Below are 25,167 nucleotides of genomic sequence, written 5' to 3' on the forward strand. Positions count from 1 at the left end.
GGGACCCGCCGCCGATGACCTTCATCCGCCTCATCCGAACGAGCCTGATCGGCTGGTGGAACGACCGCTGCCTCAGCCTCGGGGCGGCCCTGTCCTTCTACACCATCTTCTCGATGGCCCCGGTTCTCCTCATCTCGATCAACATCGCCGGCTTCTTCTTCGGTCGCGAGGCGACCCGGACCGCCATCGTCAACCAGATCGCCGGCATCATCGGCAAGGCGCCCTCGAAGGCGGTCCAGACGATGCTCGCGAGCGCGGCGCATTTCGGCTCCGGCCTGTGGACGACGGCGATCGGCGTCGTCGTCTTCATGGTGCTGGCGACCGGGGCGATCGTCGAATTGCGCGACGACCTGCATCAGATCTGGAAGACTCAGCCGAAGCTGTCGCCGATCACCCTCGCGGTCCGCAGCCAGATCTTCGCCTTCTCGCTGGTGCTGACGCTCGGCTTCCTGCTGCTCGTCTCGCTGGTGATCAACACCGGGCTGACGGCGCTCGCGAACTATCTGACCGGGCGCATCGTCGGAGCGTCGATCCTCGTCTTCGCGGTCAACACCTTGTTCTCGATCTGCGCCTCGACGGCGCTGTTCTCGGTGATCTTCAAGATCCTCCCCGAGGTGCGCATCGCCACCTGGGACGTCTTCGTCGGCGCCTTCCTGACGGCGCTGCTGTTCGAACTCGGCAAGTTCGTCATCGGCGTCTATATCGGCGCCGTCGGCGTCGCCTCGACCTATGGCGCCGCCGGATCGCTGGTGACGATCCTCCTGTGGGTCTACTACTCCTCGCAGATCCTGCTCTTCGGCGCGGAATTCACGCGGGCCTACGGCGAATACCGCTCCGGCCCGACCGCCGATCCGCACGCCGTCGCGGCGGACGCGCCGCCGCCGACGGAGGAGGAGGCAAAGGCGGAAGCCGAGGCCGACGCCGCGGCGGGTTCGGCAAAGGCCTCCCAGTCCAAGCCGGCGCCGAAGCGGATGCCGCGAACGCCCTTGACGCCCGGCCGCCCCTGACGCCGACAGACGAAGCGGGCCGGATGCTCGACCCACCTCCCCATGCCTCCGCCGGCATCAGCAGGCGCCACGCCACGGCGACCGTCCAGCCCGGCTCTCTGCACGGGCCCAATGAAAAAGGCCCGCCCGGCGGTCTGCCGGACGGGCCTTCCTTCGATGTCGGCGCCGCCGGAGCGGCGGACCGGATCAGGCGTGCGCCTGCTCGACCGGCCGCAATGCGCGCCTTGCGGCCTCGGCGCTGTCGCGCACGGCCTTCTGGACCTTCTCGAACGCCCGCACCTCGATCTGGCGCACGCGCTCGCGGCTGATGTCGAACTCGCCCGACAGCGCTTCCAGCGTCAGCGGATCCTCCGCCAGACGCCGCGCCTCGAAGATGCGCCGCTCGCGATCGTTGAGGACGCCCATCGCGCTCTTCAGCATGCCGCGCCGCTGGTCGAGTTCGTCCTGCTCGGCGAGGATCTCTTCCTGCGAGACCGAATCGTCGACCAGCCAGTCCTGCCACTCGCCCGACTCGCCCTCAGTCGCCCGGATCGGCGCGTTGAGCGAGGCGTCGCCCGACAGGCGCCGGTTCATCGAGATCACCTCGTCCTCGGACACGCCGAGCTGGGTGGCGATCTGGTTGACCTGGTCGGGGCGCAGGTCGCCCTCGTCGAGCGCCTGGATGCGGCTCTTCATCTTGCGAAGGTTGAAGAACAGCCGCTTCTGGTTGGCGGTCGTCCCCATCTTCACCAGGCTCCAGGACCGCAGGATGTATTCCTGGATCGAAGCCTTGATCCACCACATCGCATAGGTCGCCAGGCGGAAGCCCCGCTCCGGATCGAAGCGCTTCACCGCCTGCATCAGGCCGACATTGCCCTCGGACACCACCTCGCCGATCGGCAGGCCATAGCCGCGGTAGCCCATGGCGATCTTCGCCACGAGCCGGAGATGGCTGGTCACGAGCTTCTGCGCCGCGTCGCGGTCGTCATGTTCCGCGTAGCGCTTCGCCAGCATGTATTCTTCCTGCGGCTCCAGCATCGGGAACCGCCGGATTTCTTCCAGATAGCGGCTGAGGCCGCCTTCGCCCGAAGCAATGCTCGGGAGATTCACCTGGGCCATGAATTCAAGCCCTCCATCAGTTGCAGGGCCGCTTCCCGTCGAAGCCGGCCCGACGACGGGCCGCAAAGCGCCGACCCGCACGAAACATCATATGGGTATTCGGTTGGCAGATTGCACGCCTTGACGCACCGTCCATCTGCGATGGACGGATGAAAGGGTCAATTCGCCGGCATGCTCCGTTCGTTCAGGCTGCCGCCGTGCTGTGGAAGGTAACTCCGAGCGCCCGACAAAGTTCCATCATGTCGGTCGGCAGAGCCGACCGAAAATGCATCGCCTCGCCGCTGACCGGATGCTCGAAACCGAGTTCGAAGGCGTGCAGGGCCTGGCGGCGGAAGCCCGCGACCACCGCCCGCTCCTCCGGTTCCAGCCGCTCCGCCTTGGTGCGGAAGCCCGCGCCGTAGACGTCGTCGCCGACCAGCGGATGGCCGATATGCGCCATATGGACGCGGATCTGATGCGTGCGTCCGGTCTCCAGCCGGCACTCGACGAGGCTCGCCAGTGCGTCGGCCGCGGTGTCGAGGACGCTGTAATGGGTGACCGCCTCCCGGGCGTCGGCGCGGCCCGCCGGCACCACGCTGCGCTTCAGCCGGTCGTTCGCCGCACGGCCGAGCGGCGCGTCGACGCGTCCGCTCTGGCGCGGCGGCCGGCCCCAGACGAGGGCGCGGTAGGCGCGCCTGAGCCGCCCGTCGCGGCCGTGCGCGGCGAACTGCTCGGCGAGACCGCGATGCGCCGCATCCGTCTTGGCGACGACGATGAGGCCGCTCGTGTCCTTGTCGAGCCGGTGGACGATGCCCGGCCGCCTGACGCCGCCGATGCCGGAGAGCGTGTCGCCGCAATGGAAGAGAAGGGCGTTGACGAGCGTGCCGGTCCAGTTGCCGGGGCCGGGATGGACGACGAGGCCCGCCGGCTTGTCGACCACGACCAGATCGGCGTCCTCGTAAACGATCGCGAGCGTGATCGCCTCCGCCTGCGGCTCGGGATCCTCCGGTTCCGGCAGGGCGAGGGCGACGGCGTCGCCGGCCGCCATCTTGCGCTTCGGGCTCGTCTGGACGGCACTGTCCACCGTCACTTCGCCGGCCTCGATCAGCGCCTTCAGGCGGCTGCGGGAGATGTCGCCCGCCACCGCCCGCGCCAGGAACGCGTCGAGCCGTTCGCCGGCCTCGGCATCGCTGACGACGAAGCGTCTTGTCTCCATGATCCGAACGCCTGTAGGACCGGCGGCGTGCAAGCCATCAGGGACGAGCCGGAGCCGGAATGACATTGAGGGACGAGGACGAGAAGCCGCTGGACCCGGTGACCGAGCGCCTGCGCAAGAAGATGGTGCGGCTGCTCGCCACCGCCATCGGCATCATGCTCGTCGGCGTTATGGCGGTGCTGGGGGCGATTGTCTACAAGACCTCACGGCCGGCAACGCCCACGCCCCGCGCCGAAATCGCGCTGAACCTGCCGGCGGGCGCGGTCATCGAGGGCATGGCGCTCGACGGCGACCGGGCGCTGCTGCGGCTGACGGTGAACGGGGCGGAAGAGCTGCGCCTCGTCTCGCTCGCCGACGGCAGCCTGATCACCCGCGTGCATGTGCAGGCCGCGGCACCGAAATAACGGTCGCCGCCGCGCATCGCCCGCGCCGTCGTCGTCGCCTGTCTGCCGGCCGACGCGCCTGATCCGCCGCTGCGGATCCTTGCGAGCGGCCGGACGGAAGTTCCGGGTCGGCGGCAGCTTTCGCCGCAAAGCCTCTTGCGTCCCCGCCGCCGAGCCGGTATAGGCACCGACACTGGTTACGCGCCCATCGTCTAGCGGTTAGGACGGCGCCCTCTCACGGCGCAAACAGGGGTTCGATTCCCCTTGGGCGTACCAGTTTTCCCCAGAATTTCTCCATCGGCCCTGTCACCGCGGCAAACTGCCCGCGTGTCGATCTTGGCCGGAACGCGCCGGGCAGCGCGCTTGATGTGCTGAGGCCGAAGCGGCCGGCTTTCGCTCGGGCAGTCGAGCCGAATGCCGCCTGTCGCTTCGCGGCATCCGGGCGCAACCGCGTGCCGCTACTCGGCTGCCGCAGGCATCGGCGCATTGGCGCGGGCGGCGTCGCGGGTGCGGCGGCGTTCCCGAAAGAGGCTCCATTGCTGGTCGGCGAGCACGCCGATGATGATGACGCCGCCCATGACCGAGAAGTTCAGCGACGAGGGGATGCCGAGAAGGTTCACGAGGTTCTGGAGTTCCTGCAAGAGGATCACGCCGAGGATGGCGCCGATCACCGACCCTTCGCCGCCCTTCAGCGAGAAGCCGCCGAGCACCGCCGCCGCGATCGCGTAGAGCTCGTAGAAATTGCCCTGCGTCGAAGGCGAGATCGAGCGCGTGTACATGGCGAAGTAGATCGCGGCGATGACCGTCAGCACCTGGCAGATCACATAGGCCCCGATGATCACCCGGTCGGTCTTGATGCCGGAGAAGCGGGCCGCTTCCTCGTTCTTGCCGACCGCATAGAGGTGTCGGCCGTAGACCGAGCGGTGCACGATGATCCAGATCACCGCCGTGACGATCATCAGCGCGATGAACGAGTTGGGCACGCCGAAGCTGCGGCTCGTGGTGATTGCTTCGAGCGTCGGGAAGTTCTGCCCGAAGCCGAAGCCGGCGGTCGCATCCCGTGTGTAGAAGCGCGCGATGCCGCGATAGATCAGCAGTCCGCACAGGGTGACGATGAAGGGCTGCATCTTCAGCTTGGTGATCAGGATGCCGTGCAGCAGGCCGGCGCCTATGCCGAGGGCCAGCATCAGCGCGAGCGCGAGCGGCCAGGGGATCGCCTGCGTCGCGATGAAATCGACGAACAGCACGCCCACCAGCGCGATCATCGAGCCGACCGACAGCTCGATGCCGCCGGTGAGGATGACCACCGCCTGGCCGAGCGCCATGAAGCCGAACATGCCGACGAGATTGGCGGTGTTGGCGATGTTGATCGGCAAAAGGAAGCGCGGGTTGATCAGCGCGACCACGGCGCCGACGACGATGATCAGCGCCAGCAGGCCCAGATCCTTCTTGCTCATCGCATTTCCTCCCGCAGCGCCTCGTGCAGGTCCGCCGGCGCTTCCTGTCCGACCGTCTTGCCGACGGCGAGCAACAGGACGTTTTCTTCGCTGAACTGTTTTCGGTCGAGGATGCCGGCGATCCGGCCCTCGTGCATGACGGCGATCCGGTCGGAGACGCCGATCACCTCCTCCATGTCGCTCGAGATCATCAGGACGGCGACGCCCTCGTCCGCCAGGCCCCGCATCAGCCGGTAGATCTCGGACTTGGCGCCGATGTCGATGCCCCGGGTGGGCTCGTCGAAGATCATCACCTTCGGCGTCATCGCCAGCCATTTGGCCAGCACCACCTTCTGCTGATTGCCGCCGGAGAGCTGGCCGGCCAGCGTCGACAGCTTCGGCGCCTTGATCGCGAGATTGCCCCGCTGCTTCTCCGCGGTTCCGCTCTCGGCCCGCGACGAGACGAAGATGCCGGCGGCATGCGCCCACAGGTTCGGCAGGGAGATGTTCTGGGTGATCGGCAAATCGAGGAGGACGCCCTGCGCTTTGCGGTCTTCCGGCACCAGGAAGATCCCGCGCGCGACGGCGTCGGCGACCTGGCCGGGCCGGAAGGGTTCGCCGGCGACCTCGAAGCGGCCGCCATAGATCGGATCGACGCCGAACATGGCGCGGGCCAGCTCGGTGCGGCCGGCGCCGACGAGGCCGGCAAGGCCGAGGATCTCGCCCTTTCGCAGGCCCAGGCTGACGGGCTGGGCGGGATAGGCGGCGGTGCGCACCTCGACGGCCGCAAGCGCGACGTCGCCGGGGGCCGTCGCGGGCGGCGCCGACTGCACCTTGAGATCGCGCCCGATCATCATCTGGACCATGCGGTCGTGCTCGATCTCGCCCCTGGCGAGCGTTCCCGCCAGCGTCCCGTCGCGCAGCACGACGACCCGGCCGGCGACCTCCTCGACCTCGTGCAGCCGGTGGGAGACGAAGATGACCGAGATGCCCTCGTCCCGCAGCCCCTTGATGACGTCGAGGAGCTTCGCAGTCTCGGACAGCGGCAGGCTGGAGGTCGGCTCGTCGAGGATGACCAGCCGCGCATTGACCGACAGCGCCTTGGCGATCTCGACCATCTGGCGCTGGGCGAGCGACAGGCTGGCGAGGGGCGTCGCGGGGGTGAAGGTGGCGCCGATCCGTTCGAGCAGCGGCGCGGCCATCTCGCGCTGCCTGCGGTTGTCGACGAGGCCGAAAAGGCCCGTGCGCGGTTCGCGGCCGATATAGATGTTGGCGGCGACGTCGAGATTGTCGAAGAGGTTGAGCTCCTGGTGCACCAGGGCGATGCCGGCGGCCATGCTGTCGGCGACGGTGAGGGACGCCTTCGCGACGCCGTCGACGGTGATGGTGCCCTTGTCCGGCGCGATCACGCCGCCGAGGATCTTCATCAGCGTCGACTTGCCGGCGCCGTTCTCGCCGACGAGGCCGATGACCTCGCCGGGCGTGACGCTCATCGAGAAGCCGTCGAGCGCGACGACGCCTGGATAGGACTTCGACACGCCGGAGAGCTGGAGAAACGGCTTCGACCCGGCTCTGGCGGCGGGCGCGGCGGCAGGACTCATGAGATCGCTCGAGCTTCGAACCATACGCAGGCGGGGCGGCGAGACCGTTCGCCGTCCCGGCCCGGCTGCGCAGCCGAGAACCGGCTCAGGCGGCGTAGCGCCCGGCCGGTCCCGGTTCGTCTCACTGACCGGCCATCGCCTTCAGGTTCTTCACATAGGCGTCGATGTCGCCGGCATAGAGGATCTTCGTCGGGACGATGATCTGCTTGCTGTCCGGAATGCCCGACTTGTCGCCCTTGAGATAGGCGGCCATCAGCTTGAAGCCCTGATAGGCCCATTCGAACGGCTGCTGCACCACCGTGCCGGCAATCGTGCCTTCCTTGACGCCGCCGAGGGTGATCGGGTCGTCGTCGAAGCCGACGATGGTGATCTTGCCGAGCTGCCCGGCTTCCTTCAGCGCCTGGTAGATCTGCGGCGTGTTATAGGAATAGAAGCCGACCATGCAGTTGATGTCGGGGTTGGCGGTCAGAACGTCGGAGACGTTCGCCTTCGCACGGGTCTGGTCGCCGCCGTCGCCGCGTGTGTCGACGAGGGTGATCTTCGAGCCCTTGAGCCCCTCGGTGAAGCCCTGCGCGCGCTCCTTGTAGTTGGCGGCGTCGAGCAGGCCGACGAAGCCCATGCACTTGCCGCCGTCGGGCATCGCCTTCTTGGCGATCTCGGCGGCCTGGTTGCCGGCCTGGACGTTGGACGAGCCGACATAGGCGATGCGGTTCGACTGCGGCGCGTCGGAATCGGTGGTGAAGAGCGCGGTCTCGCTGGCGATCTTGTTCAGGACGTCGGTCGCCTTCGGGTCCACGGCCGAGACCATGATCGCCTTGACGCCCGCGGCGGCGAGGTTGTCCATCAGCGACTGCTGGCTCGCGACCGTGCCCTGGTCGGGATATTTGAATTCCAGCGTGTAGTCCGGCAGCTCGCTCTGCGCCTTCTTCATGCCGGCCTCGGCCGCCTTCCAGAAGTCGGAAGCGACGTTTACGACGAAGGCCATGGTCGGCTTGTCCTGGGCCATGGCCGGCACGGCGGCCGCGCTGCAGAGCATCGCTCCGGCCGCCAGGCTGGCGGCCAGTTTCAATCCGAGATTCATCCTAATCCTCCCGAGGGCCGGCGCCCGCCGGCCGACCCTTGCCGTCGCCCGGTCTTCTCCCCTGTGGCGCGGCCAGGTGGCCTTACGCTAGCCAGCGATCGGGCCGCGGTCAATCGACGGTGGCAAGGATGATCAGTCTTGCTTACCCGCCGCGGCGCCCGGCCTCCCGGGCCGGCGCGCCGCCGCGCCCTCAGTCGTAGTCGACGACGCCGTCGAGCGCGTAGTGCTTCACCGTTCTGCGGTTTTCGATCAGCGTCTCGACGCTCGGCTCGCCGCGCATCGCCCGGCCGATCGCGAGCTTGGTCGCTTCGTAATTGGTGCGGTAGAGGTCCTTCTGGTCGAGCTCGGCATGGTCGGCGCAGCGCGGATCGAGCCAGATCATGATGATCATGCAGAGCTCATCGGCCTCCTCCTTCGGCAGGGTGCCGTCGATCAGGCAGTCGACGATGGCATCGCCCGTCGCCGCCTGCACCACGCCGCCGAGCAACTCGACATAGGCGAGGCTCTCGATCGTCGCCTTGGTGGTCATCATCGTCGCCGGGCGCACCATCTGGTTGATGTCGCGCACGACGAACATGCGGGTGTGGCCCTGCACCTGGCCCATCATGCCGGCAAAGGCCTGGCCGACCGGGCCCTTCACCGAGCCGATCAGCACTTCGGGCATGGCGTCGGTATACTGCCCCTCGGCGGCCAGCACCGTCGCCTCGCCGGTGCGGAACCAGATGTCGGTCATGTCGGATGGTCCTTGTGGTTGGGTGTTTCGTGGTTGGATGTGATGCGGCAGCGATGCGACAGCCGCGGCAAAAGCGCAATGGGTCGGAGCAGGGGGAGGGCGCGGACGGTTCGGCTTCCCCTTCTCCCGCAGGCGGGAGAAGGGTCCGAAGGACGGGCGAGACGCGTGGCTCGCCCCGATATCCCGAAGGAGCGGATGAGGGCCTGCCGCGTGCTGGCTTCTCCGTTTGATCACCCTCACTTCGTCCGCTGGCCTGGAGGCATCGGCTCCCCTGTTCCGCCGTCCCCTACGAAGCCCTCATCCCCCTGCCGGGACCTTCTCCCGCTTCGGGAGAAGGGGACAGCGTCGCCGTCTCCGCCCATTCAACAGGCGCGCAAAATCGGCGCCGCGCTCGGGATCCCCCGAGCCGGCGGTGTGCATCCTGCGGCCGCCCGACGGGGCGGCGGATCGCCGAGGGCGGGCCCTCGGAACTTTGTAGATGCGGCACGCCCTCGGCGATCCGCGCGGTGTCTTGGCGATCCCGAATGAGCCGGTCCCCTCCGCCGCCGGCGCGCCCTGCGGCGCGCATGCGTGCGGAAGCTTCCTGGCCGCCGCCGGCTCTTCGCCCTTCCGGGCTCAAGCGGATCGGTCCGCGGACCCCTCGTCATGGGGGACGGTCCGGCGAAGCCTCGGGTCGTCCGGGACGGGAAGTCTCCGGAAGACACCCCGCCGCGGACACCGCTCGCCACCCCCGACCGATCCCGGCGATCGTCCGTGCCCGCCGTGGGCGGCGATGCGAGGGATTATGGGGGAGGCGGGAGGGGCGGGGATAAGTGGGTCGGAGGGAAGGCGAAGTCGTCGAAGCCTCCTTCTTCTCCCCCATGGGGAGAAGTGCCGGCAGGCGATGAGGGCGTCTGGCGCGACGCTGGACAGGATGGTGCCAGCCGGCGCCCTCCGCAAGATCGCCGCGCTCGTCCCCCTCATCCGCCCTTCGGGCACCTTCTCCCCATGGGGGAGAAGAAGAGCGGCGCCCGATCCTGCGCCGCCGCCGATGCGTTGCCGCTCCACACCCCTCTCTTGCGATTTCTACCGCTTACCGGCTTCGCCGCTAAGACGATGAAATCGCTTTCTCTCCCTCAAGGGGAGAGAGGGCGCTGTCACCAACGCTTCGTCATCCTCGCGCGCAGCGCGGGGATCCATGCCGGAACGGCAGGGAGGGGCTGTCCGATGGCGGAAGAGGCTCCCGATGCATCCGGGCGGCGGTGGTGCCGAGGCTTCGGCATGGATCCCCGGCCTGCGGCCGAGGATGACGAGGCGGGGAGGGGCGGGCGCGCTTCTGAGACGTCGCGCCGTGTCACCGCAGCGGCATCGCTTCTCATGCCGGTCGCTTTCGCGGACATCTCCCTGCCACTGCGCGAGCGTTTCAGGCGGGCAGCACCCTCTCGGCTTCGTCATCCTCGCGCGGAGCGCGGGGATCCGTGCCGGAACGGCAGGGAGGGGCGGTCCGGTGGCGGAAGAGGCTCACGATGCACCCGAGCGGCGGTGGCGAGGCTCCGGCATGGATCCCCGGCCTGCGGCCGAGGATGACGAGGCGGGGAGGGCGGCGATCCCTCCGAGATGAAGCCGGCAACGGATGCGCCTGAGGCGGATGTGGCAGAGCCTGCTGTCGTCTCCGCAGGCTTCACCACCACAACCCGCGATAAAGCTCCTGCCAGTCGGGGTTCATGTCCTCGATGAGCGCGATCTTCTTCGCGCGTCCCCATTTCTTCAGCGCCTTCTCGCGCGCAATGGCGTCGCGGATGTCGAAGTGCTCCTCGTACCAGACGAGGCGCTTGCAGCCGTAGCGGCTGGTGAAGCTTGTCTCATTCGCTCCCGTCTTGTGCTCGTGAACGCGCCGGGCGAGGTCGGCGGTCACGGCGATGTAGAGCGTGCCGTTGCGCTGGCTTGCCATGATATAGACGTGTCCCGCCATGGACGGATGCTGCGGTCGAGCGATCGGCGCGTCAAGAATGGGCGTGGCAGGAACGCGATGCTTGCGCGGGGTGCATCCCTGCGGAGAAGGGCGCAGCCAGCAGCGTCGTCATCCTCGCGCGAAGCGCGGGGGGCCATGCTGGTGACGATCCATCCCATGAAAGAGGGGACGCCGCCGGAGGCGGAGCGGCGGTGGCGAGGCTTCGGCATGGGTCCCCGGCCTGCGGCCGAGGATGACGACTGGGGGAAAGGTGCGGCCTGCGCTTGAACCGTCTGGGCTCGCCGCCCGGTCACGCGATCGTCATTGATCTGGCAGGCCGTTATCCGCCCATAAGGCCGCAGCGCACGCCGCGCTCCGGCCCCCGCCCCATCACCCCCCGACGCTCACCCAGTCCCCGCTCTCGCCTGCCTTGAACAGCGCGTCGATGACCGCCTGGTTGCGGCGGGAGGAGTCCAGCGGGAAGACCTCGCCGCCGCGGCCGCGCACGACTTCGGCGAAGGCGTGCACCTGTTGCAGGTACTGGTCGACGCCGGGATAGCGGAAGGTCTTGGTGCGGGTGTGGCCCTTGTCGTGGAGATGCACCTTGTCGCCGTCGTAGAGGCCGGCGTTGAAGGGGGCGGCGATCTCGATGAAGCCGGTCTCGCCGTGGAACACCATGGCCTGGCGGTTCGCCATGCGCGTGCCGAGATAGACGCTCATCTCGAAGGTGCCGAAGTCGACCGTGCCGGTGACGAAACTGTCGGTGCCGAAGTCGGGGTCGGTGAGGACGCGCGAGCGCACCCGCACCGGCTCGACGCCGGTGGCGAACCGCGAGGTGACGACGGGATAGACGCCGATGTCGCGCAGCGCGCCGCCGCCGAGCGCCAAGCGGTTGCGCATGTTGTTCGGGTCGACATTGTGGTAGCTGAACGCCGCCTCGATATGCATCAGCCGGCCGATCGCGCCCTCGGCGAGGAGGTCGCGCACCTTTGCCCACTGCGGGTGGTAGGTGACCATGAAGGCCTCGGAGACGACGACGCCGGCGGATTTCGCGGCGGCGGCGATCCTCTCGATGTCGCCGGCGCTCATGCCCATCGGCTTTTCGCACAGCACGTGCTTGCCGGCCTCGATCGCCTTCAGCGTCCATTCCGTGTGCTGGGCGGTCGGCAGCGGGTTGTAGACCGCCTCGATCTCGGGCGAGGCCAGCATCTCCTCGTAGGAGCCGAAGGCCTGCGGGATGCCGAAGGCGGCGGCGGCCTCGAAGGCGCGCTCCTTGTCGCGGCTGGCGATCGCCGTCAGCGCGCCGTTATCGGCCTTGAAGATCGCCGGGATCACGTGCTGCCGCGCGATCTTCGCGGTCGACAAAATGCCCCATCTCAGCATGGAATGGTCTCCTCCTCCGCAGGGCCGCGCATCCCACGGCCCGTCGTTTCGCATCAAATGCGCCGGAAACGGCCAGCCGCAAGGGGCGGGCCGCGCCGGCAGGCCTTCGGGAGCCGCCGCGGCGTCAGCCGACGAAGATGGACTTCACCTCGGCAAGGTCCTTCAGCGGCGTCTGCGGCCGCGGGCCGATCTGGGTGATGATGTGGCCGGCGGCGGCAACGCCGAGGCGCGCCGACTTCTCGTGGGAGAGGCCCAGCGTATAGCCGCGCAGGAAGCCGCTCGCGAAAAGGTCGCCGGCGCCGGTCGTGTCGACGACATGCGGGACGGTGAGCGCCGGGACGGCGATGCGCGCCTCGCCCTCGACGACGACGCAGCCCTTCTCGCTGCGGGTGACGATCGCGAAGGCCTTGGTGTCGGCGGCAAGGCCGGCGAGCGCGGCGTCGACGTCCTCGGTCTCGTAGAGCGCCAGGGCCTCGGCCTCGTTGGCAAAGACGATGTCGACCGTGCCGGAGCGCATGAGGTCGAGGAACTCGGCGCGGTAGCGGTGGACGCAGAACGAGTCCGACAGCGTCATCGCGACCTGGCGGCCAGCCTCGTGCGCGATCTTCGCGGCGGCGACGATCGCCTCCTTGGCGCGCGGGGGATCCCAGAGATAGCCCTCGAAATAGGTGACCTTGGCGGCCGCGACGAGCGCGGCGTCGATGTCCTCCGGGCCGAGCTCGACGCAGGCGCCGAGATAGGTGTTCATCGAGCGCTCGCCGTCGGGCGTGACGAGGATCATCGAGCGGGCGGTCGGCGGGAAGCCTTCCAGCGGCGCCGTGTCGTACTTCACGCCGAGCGAGCGGATGTCGTGGGCGAAGATCGCGCCCAGCTGGTCGCCCGAGACCTTGCCGATATAGGCGCCGGTGCCGCCGAGGCTGACGAGGCCGGCGACCGTGTTGCCGGCGCTGCCGCCGGAGGTCTCGATCGCCGGGCCCATGGCGCCGTAGAGATGCTCGGCCCGGCCGGCGTCGATCAGCGTCATGCCGCCCTTCTGGATCTCCTGCGCCTCGAGAAAGGCGTCGTCGCAGCGCGCGATGATGTCGACGATGGCGTTGCCGATGGTCAGGACGTCGTATTCGGCCATGAGTGCTTCCGTTGTTCGAGGGTTGCCGCGCTCCTAGCGCATGCGGCGCGCGCTGGAAAGTTGCGCCCGGTGCGGCGGCCCGCCGGAGGCGGCCATCGCTCTGCCTTGGCGGCGTTGCGGGCGCCCGGCGCCGCACCTACATCAGCGCCGCATCGCGGCCCTGCCGCGCCTTCGGGAGACCGGCCCTACATGATCGTCGATTCCGCCCGCCTCGCGCTCGCCGACATCCTGTCGCCGCCGTTCCGGGCGGTCTTGTGGAAGACGCTGGGGCTGACGCTCCTGGTGCTGGTCGGCCTCTGGTTCGGCGTCGAGAGCGTCTTCGAATGGCTGGCGGTGCCGTTCCTGTCGCATCTCTTCCCGAACGCGCCGCACTGGCTGGACGAGGCGGGCACGCTCGCCGGCTGGGCCGCGGGCATCGCGCTCGCCGTGCTCCTCGCCTTCCTGATCGCGCCGATCAGCGCGCTGATCGCCGGCGCCTTCCAGGACGACGTCGCCGAGATCGTCGAGCGGGACGGCTATCCGGGCGTTCCGACCGGCCGGGCGCTGCCGCTCTTCCAGGGCCTGTTCATCTCGGTGAAGTTCCTCGGCGTCGTCATCCTCGGCAACCTGATCGCCTTCGCGCTGCTCTGGGTGCCGGGGATCAACGTCGTCGCCTTCTTCCTCGTCAACGGCTACCTCCTGGGCCGCGAATATTTCGAGTTCGCGGCGATGCGCTACCGCAGCGAGGCCGACGCCAAGGCGCTCAGGATCCGCTACGGCACCAGCGTCTTCCTCTCCGGCCTCGTCATCGCCGCCTTCCTGGCGGTGCCGATCCTCAACCTCCTCACCCCCCTCTTTGCCGCCAGCCTGATGGTCCACCTGCATCAGCGCGTGGCGAAGAAGGAGGGCGGCCTGGTGGGGTTGGAGAGGGAGGCAGTTTGAAGCCATCCGGATCGACCTTGGGCACCGTTCTCAAACCCGAGATGGTCGTAGACCACTGTTGGTGCTAAACTGTTGAAGGTCCGCTCAGGGCACACAGTTCCCACGAAAGTCGCCAAGGTCCCCTATGGCCAGCACGGCTGGGTTGTCAGCGCCCATCAAAGGCGCAAGTTTGGGTGCGGGATGGTTGGTGCCCTTCCGTCTGCCGTCTTCGTGGGTCAAGCCTTGGAGTGATTTTGTGTCGAAAGTCGATCATGACAACGCCATGCCCGAGGTGGTTCAGGATCCTGCCGAAGTCCGTGACGAGAGCGGACGCGAGAGCTTTACGGCTAGTCTCCTCATCCAAGGTCAGCATCGCTTCTACACCTTGTCTATGCCAAGCGATGTCTTAGCAGAAAGCTGCATGGTAGAGCCTCGCTACCGCGATCCAGCGGAGGGATTTCAGCGGGCGCTTGACGAGAGGCGGGCTCGCGACATAGCAACTTACATTGACAGCGGAACAGGAACGATCCCCAGCTCCATCGTTTTGTCCGCGCAGCCAGAAGCAGAGCTGCAGTACAATCGCCCAAACCGCACGCTTAGCTTCAAGCGCATGTCCCGTGCCTTCCTCATCTTGGACGGACAACATCGCGTATACGGCTTCCGGCTTGCAACGTCCAAACTTCGCGTTCCAGTTGTAATTTACAATGGGCTTTCTCGAACGGAGGAGGCTCGCTTGTTCATGGACATCAACACGAAGCAACGGCCAGTTCCTAATGAGCTGATCCTTGATATCAAACGAATGGCTGAAACGGAGTCCAACTCCGAAGCATTAATGCGAGAGGTATTCGACGCTTTCAATAATCAAGGCGAAAGCCCCCTCTTTGGCCTCATGAGCCCGTTCGAACGCAAGAAGGGGAAGATTTCACGTGTTACCTTTAACGGCGCCTTGAAGCCTATCTTAGATACATTTGTGGGTGCTAGCTCGGACGAGGTATATGCGGTCTTGTCGGCCTACTTAAGATCTTGCCTAGGGGGACTCCGGCAGAATGAGGTCTCGGACCTCATCACGAATCCGACCATGTTCAAAGCGCTTCTGATTCTCTTTCCTGCCGTTGCGGAAAAAGTTGCTGATCGCCATGGGCTTAGTTTCACCCTCGAAAACTTTGACGAAGTCCTGGCTCCCATGTTCGAGCGAGTGCGGCGGGCGGATCTAGTGGATTGACTCCAACGCTTGGAACCCTCTGGTCCGGGCGGCGATGATTTCATCCGGATCGGCACGCCAGACGAACCGCCTGGGGTTCTCGTTGTGCTCGGAGACGAAGCGGTTGATGGCGGCCTGGAGGTCGACCACCGAGCGAAAGACGCCGCGCTGCAGTCGCCGCCGGGAGAGCTTGGCGAAGAACCCCTCGACGGCGTTCAGCCATGAGGACGAGGTGGGCGTGAAGTGGAAGGTCCAGCGCGGATGCCGCGCCAGCCAGCGCCGCACCTCCGGTGTCTTATGGGCGGCGTAGTTGTCAAGGATCGCGTGCACGACCTTGCCGGCCGGGATTTCCCGCTCGAGCGCGTTGAGGAACCGGATGAACTCCTGGTGCCGGTGGCGGGCCATGTTGCGGCCGAAGACCGTGCCCTCGAGCACGTCGAGAGCCGCGAAGAGCGTCGTCGTACCGTTGCGCTTGTAATCATGGGTCATGGTGGCGCCCCGGCCCTTCTTCATCGGCAGTCCCGGTTGGGTCCGGTCGAGCGCCTGGATCTGCGACTTCTCATCGACCGAGAGCACCACCGCGTGCGCCGGCGGGCTGACATAGAGCCCGACGATGGCATGCAGCTTCTCGGCGAAGGCAGGGTCTGTCGATAGCTTGAAGGCGCGCCAGCGATGCGGCGCTAGGCCATGCGCCTTCCAGATCTTCTGCACGGTCGCCACACCCATGCCGACCGCCTTGGCCATGGCGCGCGCGGTCCAGTGCGTCGCCTCGTGCGGCGGCGGCTCATGCGTCAGCCGCACGAGCTCGGCGACCCGAGCATCGGCGATCGGCGCCTTGCCGGGCGGCCGGGTCTTGTCCTCGAGAAGACCCTCAACGCCCGCCTCCGCGAAGCGCGCCTGCCAGCGCCAGACGGTTGTCTTCGACTTGCCCGTCGCGCTCATGATCGCGTTGGTGCCGACGCCGTCGGCGCTGAGGAGGACGATCCGCGCCCGCCAGACATGCTTCTGCGGCGTGCTGCGGCCCGCGACGATGGACTCCAGCCGCCGGCGATCGGCGGAGGAGACCGAGATGGAGACCCCGTTGCGCATGCTGCAGAGTCGCATAGGCGGACGCGCAGCGGAATCCGCATCAGGATTCTTCTGTTCCGGTCAGACCACTAGCAAATCCAGGTAAGAGCCCGTCTTCACTGGTCGACATCTTCAAAAAAGGCATGCGTACCGGATTTACCATCGGTTCTGGCTTCACAGCCTGATGTCAATCATCGTGGATGCATTGCAGCCGCGAGTAGTGCGCGCCTTATTCTCGCTGAGCGGACGCCCGTCGATCCAGCATGTTTCAGACACCATCACGAAGGCACCTCAAGCAGGATATGATCTGGATGTCGATGAACTGTCGCACGAGATACGTGTTGACTTCCGCGAAGCTTCTTTCATTTCGGAAGCTTTCGGCGGCGACGCTTCTCGGCTTGCTTCCGCCTGTTTTACATCGATGGCTGACCTCATCCCCGCCTTGGAGAGGGCAGATAGTCTGCCGTGGGCATTGATCCGGCTATATTACTCTTCGTTCTATGCGGGCCACAGTGTAATGCGGCTTTTGGGCCATAGCTGCACATATTTCGAAGGTCGACAGACAGGCCTTATCAAGGCGTTGCTCGCGGCCCGTGGCAGTCCCGTCGCCTTCGATCTCCCCTCTGGCTTATACAAATGCTCAGTAAACGTAGGGCAGACTGGCTTCACTATGACGTTCGCTAGAGGCCGTGTCGGCGGCGCGCACGAAATTTTTTGGGAGGTGTTCGATGCTATTCTGTCTGGCCTGACCGAAGAGATTCTTCGTGGGCAATTGTTGGACAGAGATGCGAAGGCTGTATTCTCAAAGGTGGAGGCTCTCAGGAGGATATATCGGCGAGGAGTCGGAGCGAGCTGGCTAAGTTCGGTTCGTAATGAGATTCAGTACCGGCAAGGTTTCGGCGTCTGGAATCCGGTAAAGGTCAACCGGTCTCGTCGTGAATCGTTGGCGAGGCTTGCAGGTCAATGGACGCGTGATCCGATGGAAATAGATGTTGATGCGCCACCCGCCGGCGATCTCTCAGCTTTTATTATCGCGTGTGTGTTCACTGCAGCATTGTGCCGAACCCTGCTGACACGCGTGGCGGACCGTTCTTCCGTTCCAGCGAAGTCCTTTGCTCGGCTACCGCTACAACTTTGCTAGCGCCCGTTCCAAAACGGCAGCACGGTCATGACCACGCCTGCGCGGCTTGTGCGGGCGTGTCAGGTTGGGGCTTCTTTTCGCAGTAAGGTCTCTGGAGATGAAGTGCGAGGAAATATGTCTTTCCCTCAAATCGACACGAACCTCTCCCACCACGGCAGCACGCAACCTGACGGAGACGTGCACGTGCCGGGACTGCCACTTCTGCTGACGAGGGCGCGGGCTTTCGCGCTTGCCATCCTGTGCTCCCTGCTGGTCCTGCCGGCGGCGGCGTCCGCCGCGGGGGCGCAGGGCGTGCCGGCGTGGCTCGCCGCGCATGTCGGAGAGGCGGACGGGCAGATCTCGGCGGTGGTGCTGCAGCGGGCGCGGGCGCTGTACCGGGAGAAGGTCGCGAGCGGGGCGGTGCGCAACCCCTGCTATTTCGCGATGGATGCGACGCGGCCGGCGGACCTCGGCAACAACCGGATCGGCCGGCGCTTCTACATCATCTGCGAGGCGCAGCAGTCCTTCCGGGCGGTGTCGGCCGGGCATGGCAGCGGGCGCAAGCTGCCGGGGCTCGCCGACTTCTCCAACGGGCGCCAGTGCGTGAAGAATTTCGGCAATGCCAGCGATTCCGAGCTGACCACCGGCGGCGACTATGTGACCGCCGAGACGCGGACCTCGTTCAAGGGCTATTACCGCTCCGCCTCCGGCCAGACCGTCCCCTTCCTGCGCTCCTTCGTCCAGTTCGACGGCGAGGGGGCGACGGCGAATGCCAGGGCGCGCGTCATCGGCGGGCATCCCGCCGAGGTGCTGCGGGCGATGTGCCGCATCAAGGCGCCGGGCAATGCTTATGCCAATGGCGAGGGATACGTCCCCTTCGGCAAGCTCGTCGGCTATGCCGCCGGCCGCAGCAACGGCTGCACCAGCTGGTCCCCCGCGGACGCCCAGACGATCCTGCCGATCATGCAGGCCGCCCCGACGACGCTCTACATCTATCCGGAAGCCCGCGACATCGCCGCCGTCGCGCATACGGCGAAGGGCGGCGTGCTGCCGCCGGGCTCGGGCCTCTACTGGAACGCGCAGTGCCTGAAGGCGATCGGCGGGGCGCCGAAGTTCTGGTCGGCCTCGGTGCTGGAGCCGCTGATCGCCCGCTACAAGGCCAGCCTCCCGAAGTCGACGCCGCGGCCCTTGCCGATCTGCCAGTAGCCGGAGGGTCAGCCGCCCGGCGGTGCCGGTGGGTGCCGGCGCAGGCGGACGGCAGGCGGCGCGGCCGCAGGCCGACGCGGGCCGGCGACGAGGCGAGGGGGAAACGGCTGGGTCAGCCCGCCGTCTCGCCCGCGACGGCCATGCCGACGCCGAGTTCCACCAGCGGCGCGGGGACGTCGGTCGTCTTGACGTCGGCCTTGCAGAGGTCGGCGATGATGCAGGCCTCGCATTCCGGCCGGCGTGCCTTGCAGACATAGCGGCCGTGCAGGATCAGCCAGTGATGGGCGTGGCGGCGGTACTCCGGCGGGATCACCGCCAGCAGCCGCTCCTCCACCTCGTCCACGGTCTTGCCGGGGCCGAGCTTCAGCCGGTTGCCGAGCCGGAAGATGTGGGTGTCGACGGCGAGCGTCTCCTCGCCGAAGGCGGTGTTGAGGACGACATTGGCGGTCTTGCGCCCGACGCCCGGCAGCGCCTCCAGCGCCGCACGCTCGCGCGGGACCTCGCCGCCATGCTCGGCGAGAAGCCTTTCCGACAGGGCGAGGACGTTCTTCGCCTTGTTGCGGTAGAGGCCGATCGTCCTGATGTGCTCGCGGATCTGATCCTCGCCGAGCGCCGCCATGGCGGCGGCGTTGTCGGCCGCGGCGAAGAGGCCGCGCGTCGCCTTGTTGACGCCGGCATCGGTCGCCTGCGCCGAGAGGACGACGGCGACGAGCAGGGTGAAGGGGTTGGAGTGTTCGAGCTCCGGCTGCGGCTCGGGGCGCTGGACGGCAAAGCGCCGGAAGATCTCGGCCACCTCGTCCGGCGTATAGGGAATTTTTGGCGCGCGCTTTGCCCGCTTGGCGGGCTTCTTCGCATCCTTGCCGGCGGGCTTTACCGCGGCCTTTCGGCCGGACTTTCCGGCCGGGGCGGGCGCGGCGGCGGAACCCGCCTGCGGCAAGACGCCTTTTGCCTTTTTCTTGACCGCGGGCGCGGCGGGATCGATCTTCTCGGCCATCCCGTGCCCTATAGCGAGACCCGCCGATGCAAGACAATCGGGAAATCGAGGGCGATCCGGCCGGCACCGTCGCCGGCGATACGGCCCGCATGGGCGGCGACCGGCCGATCTTCGAGGCGCTGCTCGTGCCCTACCGCTCGCTCGGGCGCACCGGCTTCCGGCTGGTGATGGGCTTCTTCTGCCTCGTCAGCCTCGTCACCGGCCTCCTCTTCGTCGCCAACGGCGCCTGGCCCGTCGTGGGCTTCTTCGGGCTCGACGTCGCGCTGCTCTGGTGGGCGTTCTCGGCGAACTACCGCGCGGCGAAGGCGCGCGAGGAGGTGCGGGTGTCGCGCACCGACTGCGCCATCCGCAAGATCTCGCCGAAGGGCGAGGTGCGGGAGGCGCACCACAACCCGTTCTTCGCGCGCTTCAAGGTCTCGCGCCACGAGGAGATCGGCATCACGGGGATGACCGTCTCCTCGCAGGGGCGCTCGACCGAGATCGGCAGCTTCCTCAATCCCGACGACCGCGAGAGCTTCGCCAGCGCCTTCGGCAAGGCGCTGGCGGCGGCGCGCGGGCGCTGAGGCGCGGCCGCAGGGCGGCAGGCGATCGCGTCAGGCCTTGGCGACGGCGACGCTCGCGCCGGTGCGGCCGGCTGCGATCAGCGCGTCGATCAGCCGGTGCGCCTTCAGCGCCTCGCGGCCGGTGATGCGGGGCGGGCGGTTCTCGTCCAGCGCACCCAGGAAATCGGCGATGGCGCTGCGGTGCCAGTCGTGCGGGAAGGCCATCGGGTCGGCGCCGGTGTCGCCGGCGGTGTCCAGCGGCGCGAAGCGCTCGCGCCGCCCGTCGTGGAAGGCGATGTCGAAGCCGGTGCCGGAAAGGACGGCGGTTCCGTTCTGGCAGATCAGCTCGATCTTTTCCGGGAAGCCGGGATAGGCGGCGGTGGTCGCGTCGATGACGCCGAGCGCACCGCTTTCGAAGCGCACGCCGGCCGCGACCATGTCCTCGGTCTCCATGCGGTGCAGCGGGCTCGTCGCCGCAAAGCCGCGCACCTCGGCGACCGGGCCGGCGAGCGAGAGCATCAGGTCGAGCGTGTGGATGCCCTGCGTCAGGAGGACGCCGCCGCCGTCGCGGGCCAGGGTCCCGCGGCCGGGCTCGTCGTAATAGCCCTGCGGCCGCCAGAGGCGGATGGTGGTGGAGCAGCCGGCGATCGCACCGAGCTCGCCGCGCGCAAGGATCCCGGCGAGCTTCTCCGCCGCCGGGCGGAAACGGTGCTGGAGGACGATGCCGAGTGTCACGCCGGCCGCCTCGCAGGCCGCGACCATGGCCTCGGCGCGCGCGGTGGTTATCTCCAGCGGCTTTTCCAGGAGCACATGCTTGCCGGCCCTGGCGCAGCTTGTGACGATGTCGCGGTGCGTGTTCGGCGGGGCCAGGACGATGACGGCGTCGATCGAGCGATCGGCGAGGATCGTCTCGAAGCTCTCGCAGGCGGGGAAACCATGGCGCGCGGCGAAGGCCTCGCGGCGCGCCGCGGTGGGACTGAAGGCGCAGGCGACCTCCACCCGGTCCGGCAGGTCGGCGAGGCTCCTCGCATGCACGTCGGCCACCATGCCGAGCCCGACGATCGCGACGCGCCGCTTGGTCATCCCCGATTCTCCCCCGCTACTTCCCGGCGACCCTACCGCTTCCCCGCGCCGCTGCCAAAGCCGGCGCCTCGTGCGGGCGCTGCCGGCGCGGATGGGGTGCTGGAAAGGGAGGAGGGGGCGACGGCCGGCCACGAGGGCGTCGGTCGACAGGACGCTCGCACATGCGAACGGCCGACCCGCTGATCGGATCGGCCGTTCGTTCAGCCCGGTGCGGGGGGCGCGGTCAGACGAGGTCCGCCAGCGTGATCGGGAAGCGGCGGATGCGCCTGCCGGTCGCGTGCCAGACGGCGTTGGCGATCGCGCCGGCGGTGCCGGTGATGCCGATCTCGCCGACGCCCTTGACGCCGAGCGCGTTGACGTGGGGGTCGTCCTCGTGGACGAGGATCGTCTCGACGAAGGGCACGTCGGCGTTCACCGGCACGTGGTATTCGGCAAGGTTCGCGTTCATGATCCGGCCGGAGCGCTTGTCGTGCACCGCCGCCTCGTGCAGCGCGAAGGAGATGCCCCAGATCATCCCGCCAAAGTACTGGCTCTCGACCATGCGCGGATTGATCACCCGGCCGGCGGCGAACGCGCCGACGAGCCGCGTCACCCGCATCTGGCAAAGGTCCGGGTCGACGGTCACCTCGGCGAAGACCGCGCCGTGGGCGTCCATGGCGTAGCGCTCCTGCTCGGCCGGATCGGCGGCGCCCTGGCCGCGGCCCTCGATCTCGGAGACCCCGGCGCGGGCGAGGATCTCGGCATAGGCCTCGCCGCGGCTCTCGTCGTCCTGGCGCACGAGGCGTCCGTTGCGGGCGACGACGCCGACATTGCCGGCGCCGTAGAGCGGCGAGCGCTCGTCGTTCACCGCCATCTGGGTGAGCTTGGCGATGACGTCCTCGCCGGCGCGGTGCAGCGCGAGGCCGGCCGTCGCCGTGTGGCCGGAGCCGCCGGCGATGCCTGCGTCCGGCAGGTCGGACGAGCCGGAGCGGAACTCGGTCTCCTCCATCGACAGGCCGAGGCCGTCGGCGGCGATCTGGTGCAGCGCCGTCCAGGCGCCCTGGCCCATGTCGTGCGCGCCGGTTTCCATGACGCCGCTGCCGTCGGCGCGGAGCACCGCCCGGGCCTCGGCCTGGAACATCACCGCCGGGAAGAGGGCCGTGCCGACGCCCCAGCCGACGAGCCTTCCCTCCGCATCGCGCATCGAGCGCGGCTCGAACGAGCGCCTCGCCCAGCCGAACGCTTCGGCGGCCTTCCCGTAGCACTCGCGCAGCGCCTTGGAGGAGAACGGCTTGCCGGAGATCGGCTCGACCTCGGCATAGTTCAGCAGGCGGAACTCCAGCGGGTCCATGCCGGCGGCATAGGCCGCTTCGTCGACGGCGCTCTCCAGCGCCACCGAGCCGGTCGCCTCGCCGGGCGCGCGCATGAAGCCCGGCGTGCCGATGTCGATGCGCGTCGCTTTATGCGTCGTGCGGATCGCGGGTGCCGCATAGAGCGTGTGGGAGACGTTGGAGGCCGGCTCGACGAAGTCGTCGAAGCGGCTCGTCGACGCCAGGGTGTGGTGCTCGAGCGCCGCCAGCCGGCCGTCCTCTCCCATGCCGAGCCGGAGCGTCTGGCGGGTCTGGCCGCGATGGCTGACCGGGCCATACATCTGCTGGCGGGTGACGACGAGCTTGACCGGCGCGCCGACCATCTTCGCCGCGATGATGCCGAGCATCTGCGGGCCGGCGGGCAGGCCCTTGGAGCCGAAGCCGCCGCCGAGGAAGGGGCTGCGGATGTGGATGTTCTCGGCCGGGATGCCGAACAGGCCGGCGATCCGGCCGACGGCCATGCCGAGCCCCTGCGTCGGCATGTCGATCGACAGGCGGTCGCCGTCCCAGCGCGCCACGATCGCATGCGGCTCCATCGCGTTGTGGTACTGCGGCGGCGTGTCGTAGGTCGCCTCGATCCGCTTCGGCGCGCCGGCATAGGCGGCGTCGAAGTCGCCGGTCTCGGCGCGGGCGGGCGCGCCGGGGCCGACGACCTGCGGTTCGAAGCTCTCGCCGTCGAGGTCCACGCGCGGCGTCTCGGCCTCATAGGTCGGGGCGAGCAGCGCGGCGCCTTCCGTCGCGGCCTCCAGCGTCTTGGCGATCACCACGGCGATCGGCTGGCCGGCGTAGCGGACGGTGTCGTTCTGCAGGAGGTCCATGCGGAACATGAAGGGGTGGTCCTTGGCGTCCGGATCCTGCGCCAGCGCCGGCCGGTTCTCAGGCGTCATCACGTCAACGACGCCCGGATGCGCCTTGGCGGCGTCGACGTCGAGATGCGTCACCCGCCCGCGGGCGATCGCGGCGGTCGCGACGACGGCGTGGAGCAGGCCGTCCGGATTGTTGTCCGAGGCATAGGTGGCGCGGCCGGTGACCTTCAGGACGCCGTCACGGCGGGTCATCGGCTGGCCGATGTTGGAGCCCTGGCGCATGCGCGCGCCGGTGGGAAGCGAGGCGGTCTCAGACATGGAGGACACCTTCCGGAACGGGGGCGAAGGGGGAGGCCGGCAGCGCCGGCAGGCGGTCCGGCGTGCCGGCGGCCGCAAGGGCGAGCGCGCGGATCACGACGCGCTTGCCGAGGTCGATCTTGTAGGCGTTGTCGCCCGACGGTTTCGCCTCGGCGAAGGCGGCCTCGGCCGCCGCGGCGAATGCCGCCTGTCCCGGCGCCTTGCCGGCGAGCGCGGCTTCGGCGGCCTCGGAGCGCCAGGGCTTCAGCGCGACGCCGCCGAGGGCGAGGCGGGCCGCGCCGATCGTGCCGCCGTCCATCCGGAGCGCCGCCGCGGCGGAGACGACCGCGAAGGCGTAGGAGGTGCGGTCGCGGACCTTGAGGTAGCGCTGGTGGCCGGCAAAGCCCGCGGCCTCCGCCGGCAGGCGCACCGCGACGATCATCTCGCCGGGCTCCAGCACCGTCTCCTTGTCCGGGGTCGAGCCGGGCAGAAGGTGGAACGCCGTCAACGGCACCTCGCGCCGCCCGTTCGAACCCTCGATCTCGACGATCGCGCCGAGCGCTGCCAGCGGCACGCAGAAGTCGGAGGGGTGGACCGCGATGCAGCTGTCGCTCCAGCCGAGGACGGCATGGCCGTGGTTCTCGCCGCCGAGCGCGTCGCAGCCGGCGCCGGGGGAGCGCTTGTTGCAGGCGCTGGCCGGATCATAGAAATAGGCGCAGCGGGTGCGCTGCATCAGGTTGCCGCCGACGGTCGCGGCGTTGCGCAGCTGCGCCGAGGCACCGGAGAGCAGCGCTTCGGCGACGGCGGGATACTGCCTGGCGAAGGCCGGGTCGGTGGCGAGGTCGGAATTCTTCACCAGCGCGCCGATGCGGGCCCCGCCGTCCGGCAAGGTCTCGATGGCCGAAAGGTCCGGCAGGTGGGTGACGTCGACGAGACGCTGCGGCCTGGTGATGCCGCCCTTCATCAGGTCGAGGAGGTTGGTGCCGGCCGCGAGGAACGCCGCGCCGGGCTCGGCCGCCGCTGCGACCGCCTCGGCGACGCTCTGCGGCTTCACATAGTCGAACCGGTTCATGCCGCTTCTCCGCGCTTGGCGCCCGTCATATGGGCCTGTGCCTCGATCACCGCCTCGGTGATGCCCTTGTAGGCGCCGCAGCGGCAGATATTGCCGCTCATCGCCTCGCGGACCCGCTCCGGATCGTCGCCGGCCTGGCCCTCCGCGATGAGGCCGACGGCGCTCATGATCTGGCCGGGCGTGCAGTAGCCGCACTGGAAGCCGTCATGGGCGATGAAGGCCGCCTGGACGGGGTGCAGCTCGTCGCCCCTGGCGAGGCCCTCGATCGTGGTGATCTCGGCGCCGTCGAAGCTCACCGCCAGAGCCAGGCACGAATTGATGCGCCGGCCGTCGACGAGGATGGTGCAGGCGCCGCACTGGCCGCGGTCGCAGCCCTTCTTGGTGCCGGTGAGGTCCAGCCGCTCGCGCAGGAGGTCGAGGAGCGTCACGCGCGGATCGTCGAGCTCGACCTTTCGCCGTGCGCCATTGATCGTCAGGCTGATGGAATGGTTCATGCCTTCACCCGTTTCAGTGATATGTCGAACCGGAAGTGCCGGCGCGTCGCCCAGGTCTCGGG

The 25,167-nt window shown here is 68.2% G+C and carries 22 protein-coding genes and 1 tRNA gene; 8 read left to right on the top strand and 15 right to left on the bottom strand.

The window, feature by feature from the left end; all coding sequences use genetic code 11:
- Positions 1-14: 14 nt before the first annotated feature.
- On the top strand, positions 15-1,007 hold the full coding sequence (locus AB5S17_RS17510; protein WP_369241731.1) for a YihY/virulence factor BrkB family protein: 993 nt from the start codon (positions 15-17) through the stop codon (positions 1,005-1,007).
- Positions 1,008-1,193: 186 nt separating this feature from the next.
- On the opposite strand, the gene rpoH is transcribed toward AB5S17_RS17510, so the two are convergent.
- Entirely contained in the window at positions 1,194-2,105 is a 912-nt protein-coding gene (gene rpoH / locus AB5S17_RS17515) for an RNA polymerase sigma factor RpoH (RefSeq protein ID WP_369241733.1), read from the bottom strand.
- A 184-nt stretch (positions 2,106-2,289) separates the two neighbouring features.
- Positions 2,290-3,300: an RluA family pseudouridine synthase gene (locus AB5S17_RS17520; RefSeq protein ID WP_369241735.1), complete on the bottom strand. Its 1,011-nt coding sequence runs from the start codon at positions 3,298-3,300 to the stop codon at positions 2,290-2,292.
- A gap of 59 nt (positions 3,301-3,359) precedes the next feature.
- Between AB5S17_RS17520 and AB5S17_RS17525 the strand changes: the two genes are divergently transcribed.
- Together AB5S17_RS17525 and AB5S17_RS17530 are read left to right on the top strand one after the other, a co-directional pair.
- Positions 3,360-3,704, top strand: a complete 345-nt coding sequence (locus AB5S17_RS17525) for a fimbrial protein (protein ID WP_369241737.1) — start codon at positions 3,360-3,362, stop codon at positions 3,702-3,704.
- A gap of 180 nt (positions 3,705-3,884) precedes the next feature.
- Positions 3,885-3,959: transfer RNA gene (locus AB5S17_RS17530), tRNA-Glu, on the top strand.
- 182 nt (positions 3,960-4,141) lie between these two features.
- Here AB5S17_RS17530 and AB5S17_RS17535 read toward each other — a convergent pair.
- The 7 genes from AB5S17_RS17535 to AB5S17_RS17565 all read right to left on the bottom strand — a co-directional run bounded on the left by AB5S17_RS17535 (position 4,142) and on the right by AB5S17_RS17565 (position 12,973).
- Positions 4,142-5,140 (bottom strand): ABC transporter permease, encoded by a 999-nt coding sequence (locus AB5S17_RS17535; RefSeq protein WP_369241739.1) that lies wholly within the window; start codon positions 5,138-5,140, stop codon positions 4,142-4,144.
- Positions 5,137-6,720: a sugar ABC transporter ATP-binding protein gene (locus AB5S17_RS17540; protein ID WP_369241741.1), complete on the bottom strand. Its 1,584-nt coding sequence runs from the start codon at positions 6,718-6,720 to the stop codon at positions 5,137-5,139. Before AB5S17_RS17540 ends, AB5S17_RS17535 begins: the two co-directional genes overlap by 4 nt.
- 121 nt (positions 6,721-6,841) lie before the next feature.
- Positions 6,842-7,756: a sugar-binding protein gene (locus AB5S17_RS17545; RefSeq protein ID WP_369242024.1), complete on the bottom strand. Its 915-nt coding sequence runs from the start codon at positions 7,754-7,756 to the stop codon at positions 6,842-6,844.
- Between the two features lie 235 nt (positions 7,757-7,991).
- Entirely contained in the window at positions 7,992-8,534 is a 543-nt protein-coding gene (locus AB5S17_RS17550) for a formaldehyde-activating enzyme (RefSeq protein WP_369241743.1), read from the bottom strand.
- A gap of 1,660 nt (positions 8,535-10,194) precedes the next feature.
- Positions 10,195-10,485, bottom strand: coding sequence for a GIY-YIG nuclease family protein (locus AB5S17_RS17555; RefSeq protein ID WP_369241745.1), 291 nt, complete (start codon positions 10,483-10,485; stop codon positions 10,195-10,197).
- A 369-nt stretch (positions 10,486-10,854) separates the two neighbouring features.
- Positions 10,855-11,847, bottom strand: coding sequence for a Gfo/Idh/MocA family protein (locus AB5S17_RS17560; RefSeq protein ID WP_369241747.1), 993 nt, complete (start codon positions 11,845-11,847; stop codon positions 10,855-10,857).
- A 124-nt stretch (positions 11,848-11,971) separates the two neighbouring features.
- On the bottom strand, positions 11,972-12,973 hold the full coding sequence (locus AB5S17_RS17565; protein WP_369241750.1) for an adenosine kinase: 1,002 nt from the start codon (positions 12,971-12,973) through the stop codon (positions 11,972-11,974).
- Between the two features lie 189 nt (positions 12,974-13,162).
- On the opposite strand from AB5S17_RS17565, the gene AB5S17_RS17570 reads away from it, so the two are divergent.
- Both AB5S17_RS17570 and AB5S17_RS17575 read left to right on the top strand, forming a co-directional pair.
- Positions 13,163-13,894 carry a sulfate transporter family protein gene (locus AB5S17_RS17570; RefSeq protein ID WP_369241752.1) on the top strand — a complete coding sequence of 244 codons (732 nt, stop codon included), beginning with the start codon at positions 13,163-13,165 and terminating at the stop codon, positions 13,892-13,894.
- A 124-nt stretch (positions 13,895-14,018) separates the two neighbouring features.
- Entirely contained in the window at positions 14,019-15,095 is a 1,077-nt protein-coding gene (locus tag AB5S17_RS17575) for a DGQHR domain-containing protein (RefSeq protein ID WP_369241754.1), read from the top strand.
- On the opposite strand, the gene AB5S17_RS17580 is transcribed toward AB5S17_RS17575, so the two are convergent.
- Positions 15,084-16,163 (bottom strand): IS630 family transposase, encoded by a 1,080-nt coding sequence (locus tag AB5S17_RS17580; protein ID WP_369241756.1) that lies wholly within the window; start codon positions 16,161-16,163, stop codon positions 15,084-15,086. The genes AB5S17_RS17575 and AB5S17_RS17580 overlap by 12 nt on opposite strands.
- A 163-nt stretch (positions 16,164-16,326) precedes the next feature.
- On the opposite strand from AB5S17_RS17580, the gene AB5S17_RS17585 reads away from it, so the two are divergent.
- Positions 16,327-17,283 carry a hypothetical protein gene (locus AB5S17_RS17585; RefSeq protein ID WP_369241758.1) on the top strand — a complete coding sequence of 319 codons (957 nt, stop codon included), beginning with the start codon at positions 16,327-16,329 and terminating at the stop codon, positions 17,281-17,283.
- Between the two features lie 234 nt (positions 17,284-17,517).
- Positions 17,518-18,468, top strand: a complete 951-nt coding sequence (locus tag AB5S17_RS17590; RefSeq protein WP_369242026.1) for a hypothetical protein — start codon at positions 17,518-17,520, stop codon at positions 18,466-18,468.
- Positions 18,469-18,580: 112 nt separating this feature from the next.
- On the opposite strand, the gene nth is transcribed toward AB5S17_RS17590, so the two are convergent.
- Positions 18,581-19,462, bottom strand: a complete 882-nt coding sequence (nth, locus tag AB5S17_RS17595) for an endonuclease III (protein ID WP_369241760.1) — start codon at positions 19,460-19,462, stop codon at positions 18,581-18,583.
- Between the two features lie 89 nt (positions 19,463-19,551).
- On the opposite strand from nth, the gene AB5S17_RS17600 reads away from it, so the two are divergent.
- Positions 19,552-20,025 carry a DUF2244 domain-containing protein gene (locus AB5S17_RS17600; protein ID WP_369242028.1) on the top strand — a complete coding sequence of 158 codons (474 nt, stop codon included), beginning with the start codon at positions 19,552-19,554 and terminating at the stop codon, positions 20,023-20,025.
- Between the two features lie 30 nt (positions 20,026-20,055).
- On the opposite strand, the gene AB5S17_RS17605 is transcribed toward AB5S17_RS17600, so the two are convergent.
- From AB5S17_RS17605 to AB5S17_RS17620, 4 genes are all read right to left on the bottom strand, one after another.
- The gene (locus AB5S17_RS17605; protein ID WP_369241762.1) at positions 20,056-21,087 is read right to left on the bottom strand and encodes a Gfo/Idh/MocA family protein; all 1,032 of its coding nucleotides are present in this window, start codon (positions 21,085-21,087) and stop codon (positions 20,056-20,058) included.
- 223 nt (positions 21,088-21,310) lie between these two features.
- The gene (locus tag AB5S17_RS17610; RefSeq protein ID WP_369241764.1) at positions 21,311-23,560 is read right to left on the bottom strand and encodes a xanthine dehydrogenase family protein molybdopterin-binding subunit; all 2,250 of its coding nucleotides are present in this window, start codon (positions 23,558-23,560) and stop codon (positions 21,311-21,313) included.
- On the bottom strand, positions 23,553-24,611 hold the full coding sequence (locus AB5S17_RS17615; protein ID WP_369241766.1) for a xanthine dehydrogenase family protein subunit M: 1,059 nt from the start codon (positions 24,609-24,611) through the stop codon (positions 23,553-23,555). Before AB5S17_RS17615 ends, AB5S17_RS17610 begins: the two co-directional genes overlap by 8 nt.
- A complete protein-coding gene (locus AB5S17_RS17620; protein WP_369241768.1) occupies positions 24,608-25,105 on the bottom strand; it encodes a (2Fe-2S)-binding protein in 498 nt (165 codons plus the stop codon). The genes AB5S17_RS17615 and AB5S17_RS17620 overlap by 4 nt, the downstream gene beginning before the upstream one ends.
- Positions 25,106-25,167: the final 62 nt, after the last annotated feature.

It is taken from the genome of Jiella sp. M17.18, assembly GCF_041027365.1.
Lineage (GTDB): Bacteria > Pseudomonadota > Alphaproteobacteria > Rhizobiales > Rhizobiaceae > VKMB-3413.

Bases quoted from the DNA above. Each gene is read 5' to 3' on its own strand.
- AB5S17_RS17510 (WP_369241731.1), top strand. From the start codon at position 15: ATGACCTTCATCCGCCTCATCCGAACGAGCCTGATCGGCTGGTGGAAC.
- rpoH (WP_369241733.1), bottom strand. From the start codon at position 2,105: ATGGCCCAGGTGAATCTCCCGAGCATTGCTTCGGGCGAAGGCGGCCTC.
- AB5S17_RS17520 (WP_369241735.1), bottom strand. From the start codon at position 3,300: ATGGAGACAAGACGCTTCGTCGTCAGCGATGCCGAGGCCGGCGAACGG.
- AB5S17_RS17525 (WP_369241737.1), top strand. From the start codon at position 3,360: ATGACATTGAGGGACGAGGACGAGAAGCCGCTGGACCCGGTGACCGAG.
- AB5S17_RS17535 (WP_369241739.1), bottom strand. From the start codon at position 5,140: ATGAGCAAGAAGGATCTGGGCCTGCTGGCGCTGATCATCGTCGTCGGC.
- AB5S17_RS17540 (WP_369241741.1), bottom strand. From the start codon at position 6,720: ATGAGTCCTGCCGCCGCGCCCGCCGCCAGAGCCGGGTCGAAGCCGTTT.
- AB5S17_RS17545 (WP_369242024.1), bottom strand. From the start codon at position 7,756: ATGCTCTGCAGCGCGGCCGCCGTGCCGGCCATGGCCCAGGACAAGCCG.
- AB5S17_RS17550 (WP_369241743.1), bottom strand. From the start codon at position 8,534: ATGACCGACATCTGGTTCCGCACCGGCGAGGCGACGGTGCTGGCCGCC.
- AB5S17_RS17555 (WP_369241745.1), bottom strand. From the start codon at position 10,485: ATGGCGGGACACGTCTATATCATGGCAAGCCAGCGCAACGGCACGCTC.
- AB5S17_RS17560 (WP_369241747.1), bottom strand. From the start codon at position 11,847: ATGCTGAGATGGGGCATTTTGTCGACCGCGAAGATCGCGCGGCAGCAC.
- AB5S17_RS17565 (WP_369241750.1), bottom strand. From the start codon at position 12,973: ATGGCCGAATACGACGTCCTGACCATCGGCAACGCCATCGTCGACATC.
- AB5S17_RS17570 (WP_369241752.1), top strand. From the start codon at position 13,163: ATGATCGTCGATTCCGCCCGCCTCGCGCTCGCCGACATCCTGTCGCCG.
- AB5S17_RS17575 (WP_369241754.1), top strand. From the start codon at position 14,019: ATGGCCAGCACGGCTGGGTTGTCAGCGCCCATCAAAGGCGCAAGTTTG.
- AB5S17_RS17580 (WP_369241756.1), bottom strand. From the start codon at position 16,163: ATGCGCAACGGGGTCTCCATCTCGGTCTCCTCCGCCGATCGCCGGCGG.
- AB5S17_RS17585 (WP_369241758.1), top strand. From the start codon at position 16,327: ATGTCAATCATCGTGGATGCATTGCAGCCGCGAGTAGTGCGCGCCTTA.
- nth (WP_369241760.1), bottom strand. From the start codon at position 19,462: ATGGCCGAGAAGATCGATCCCGCCGCGCCCGCGGTCAAGAAAAAGGCA.
- AB5S17_RS17600 (WP_369242028.1), top strand. From the start codon at position 19,552: ATGGGCGGCGACCGGCCGATCTTCGAGGCGCTGCTCGTGCCCTACCGC.
- AB5S17_RS17605 (WP_369241762.1), bottom strand. From the start codon at position 21,087: ATGACCAAGCGGCGCGTCGCGATCGTCGGGCTCGGCATGGTGGCCGAC.
- AB5S17_RS17610 (WP_369241764.1), bottom strand. From the start codon at position 23,560: ATGTCTGAGACCGCCTCGCTTCCCACCGGCGCGCGCATGCGCCAGGGC.
- AB5S17_RS17615 (WP_369241766.1), bottom strand. From the start codon at position 24,611: ATGAACCGGTTCGACTATGTGAAGCCGCAGAGCGTCGCCGAGGCGGTC.
- AB5S17_RS17620 (WP_369241768.1), bottom strand. From the start codon at position 25,105: ATGAACCATTCCATCAGCCTGACGATCAATGGCGCACGGCGAAAGGTC.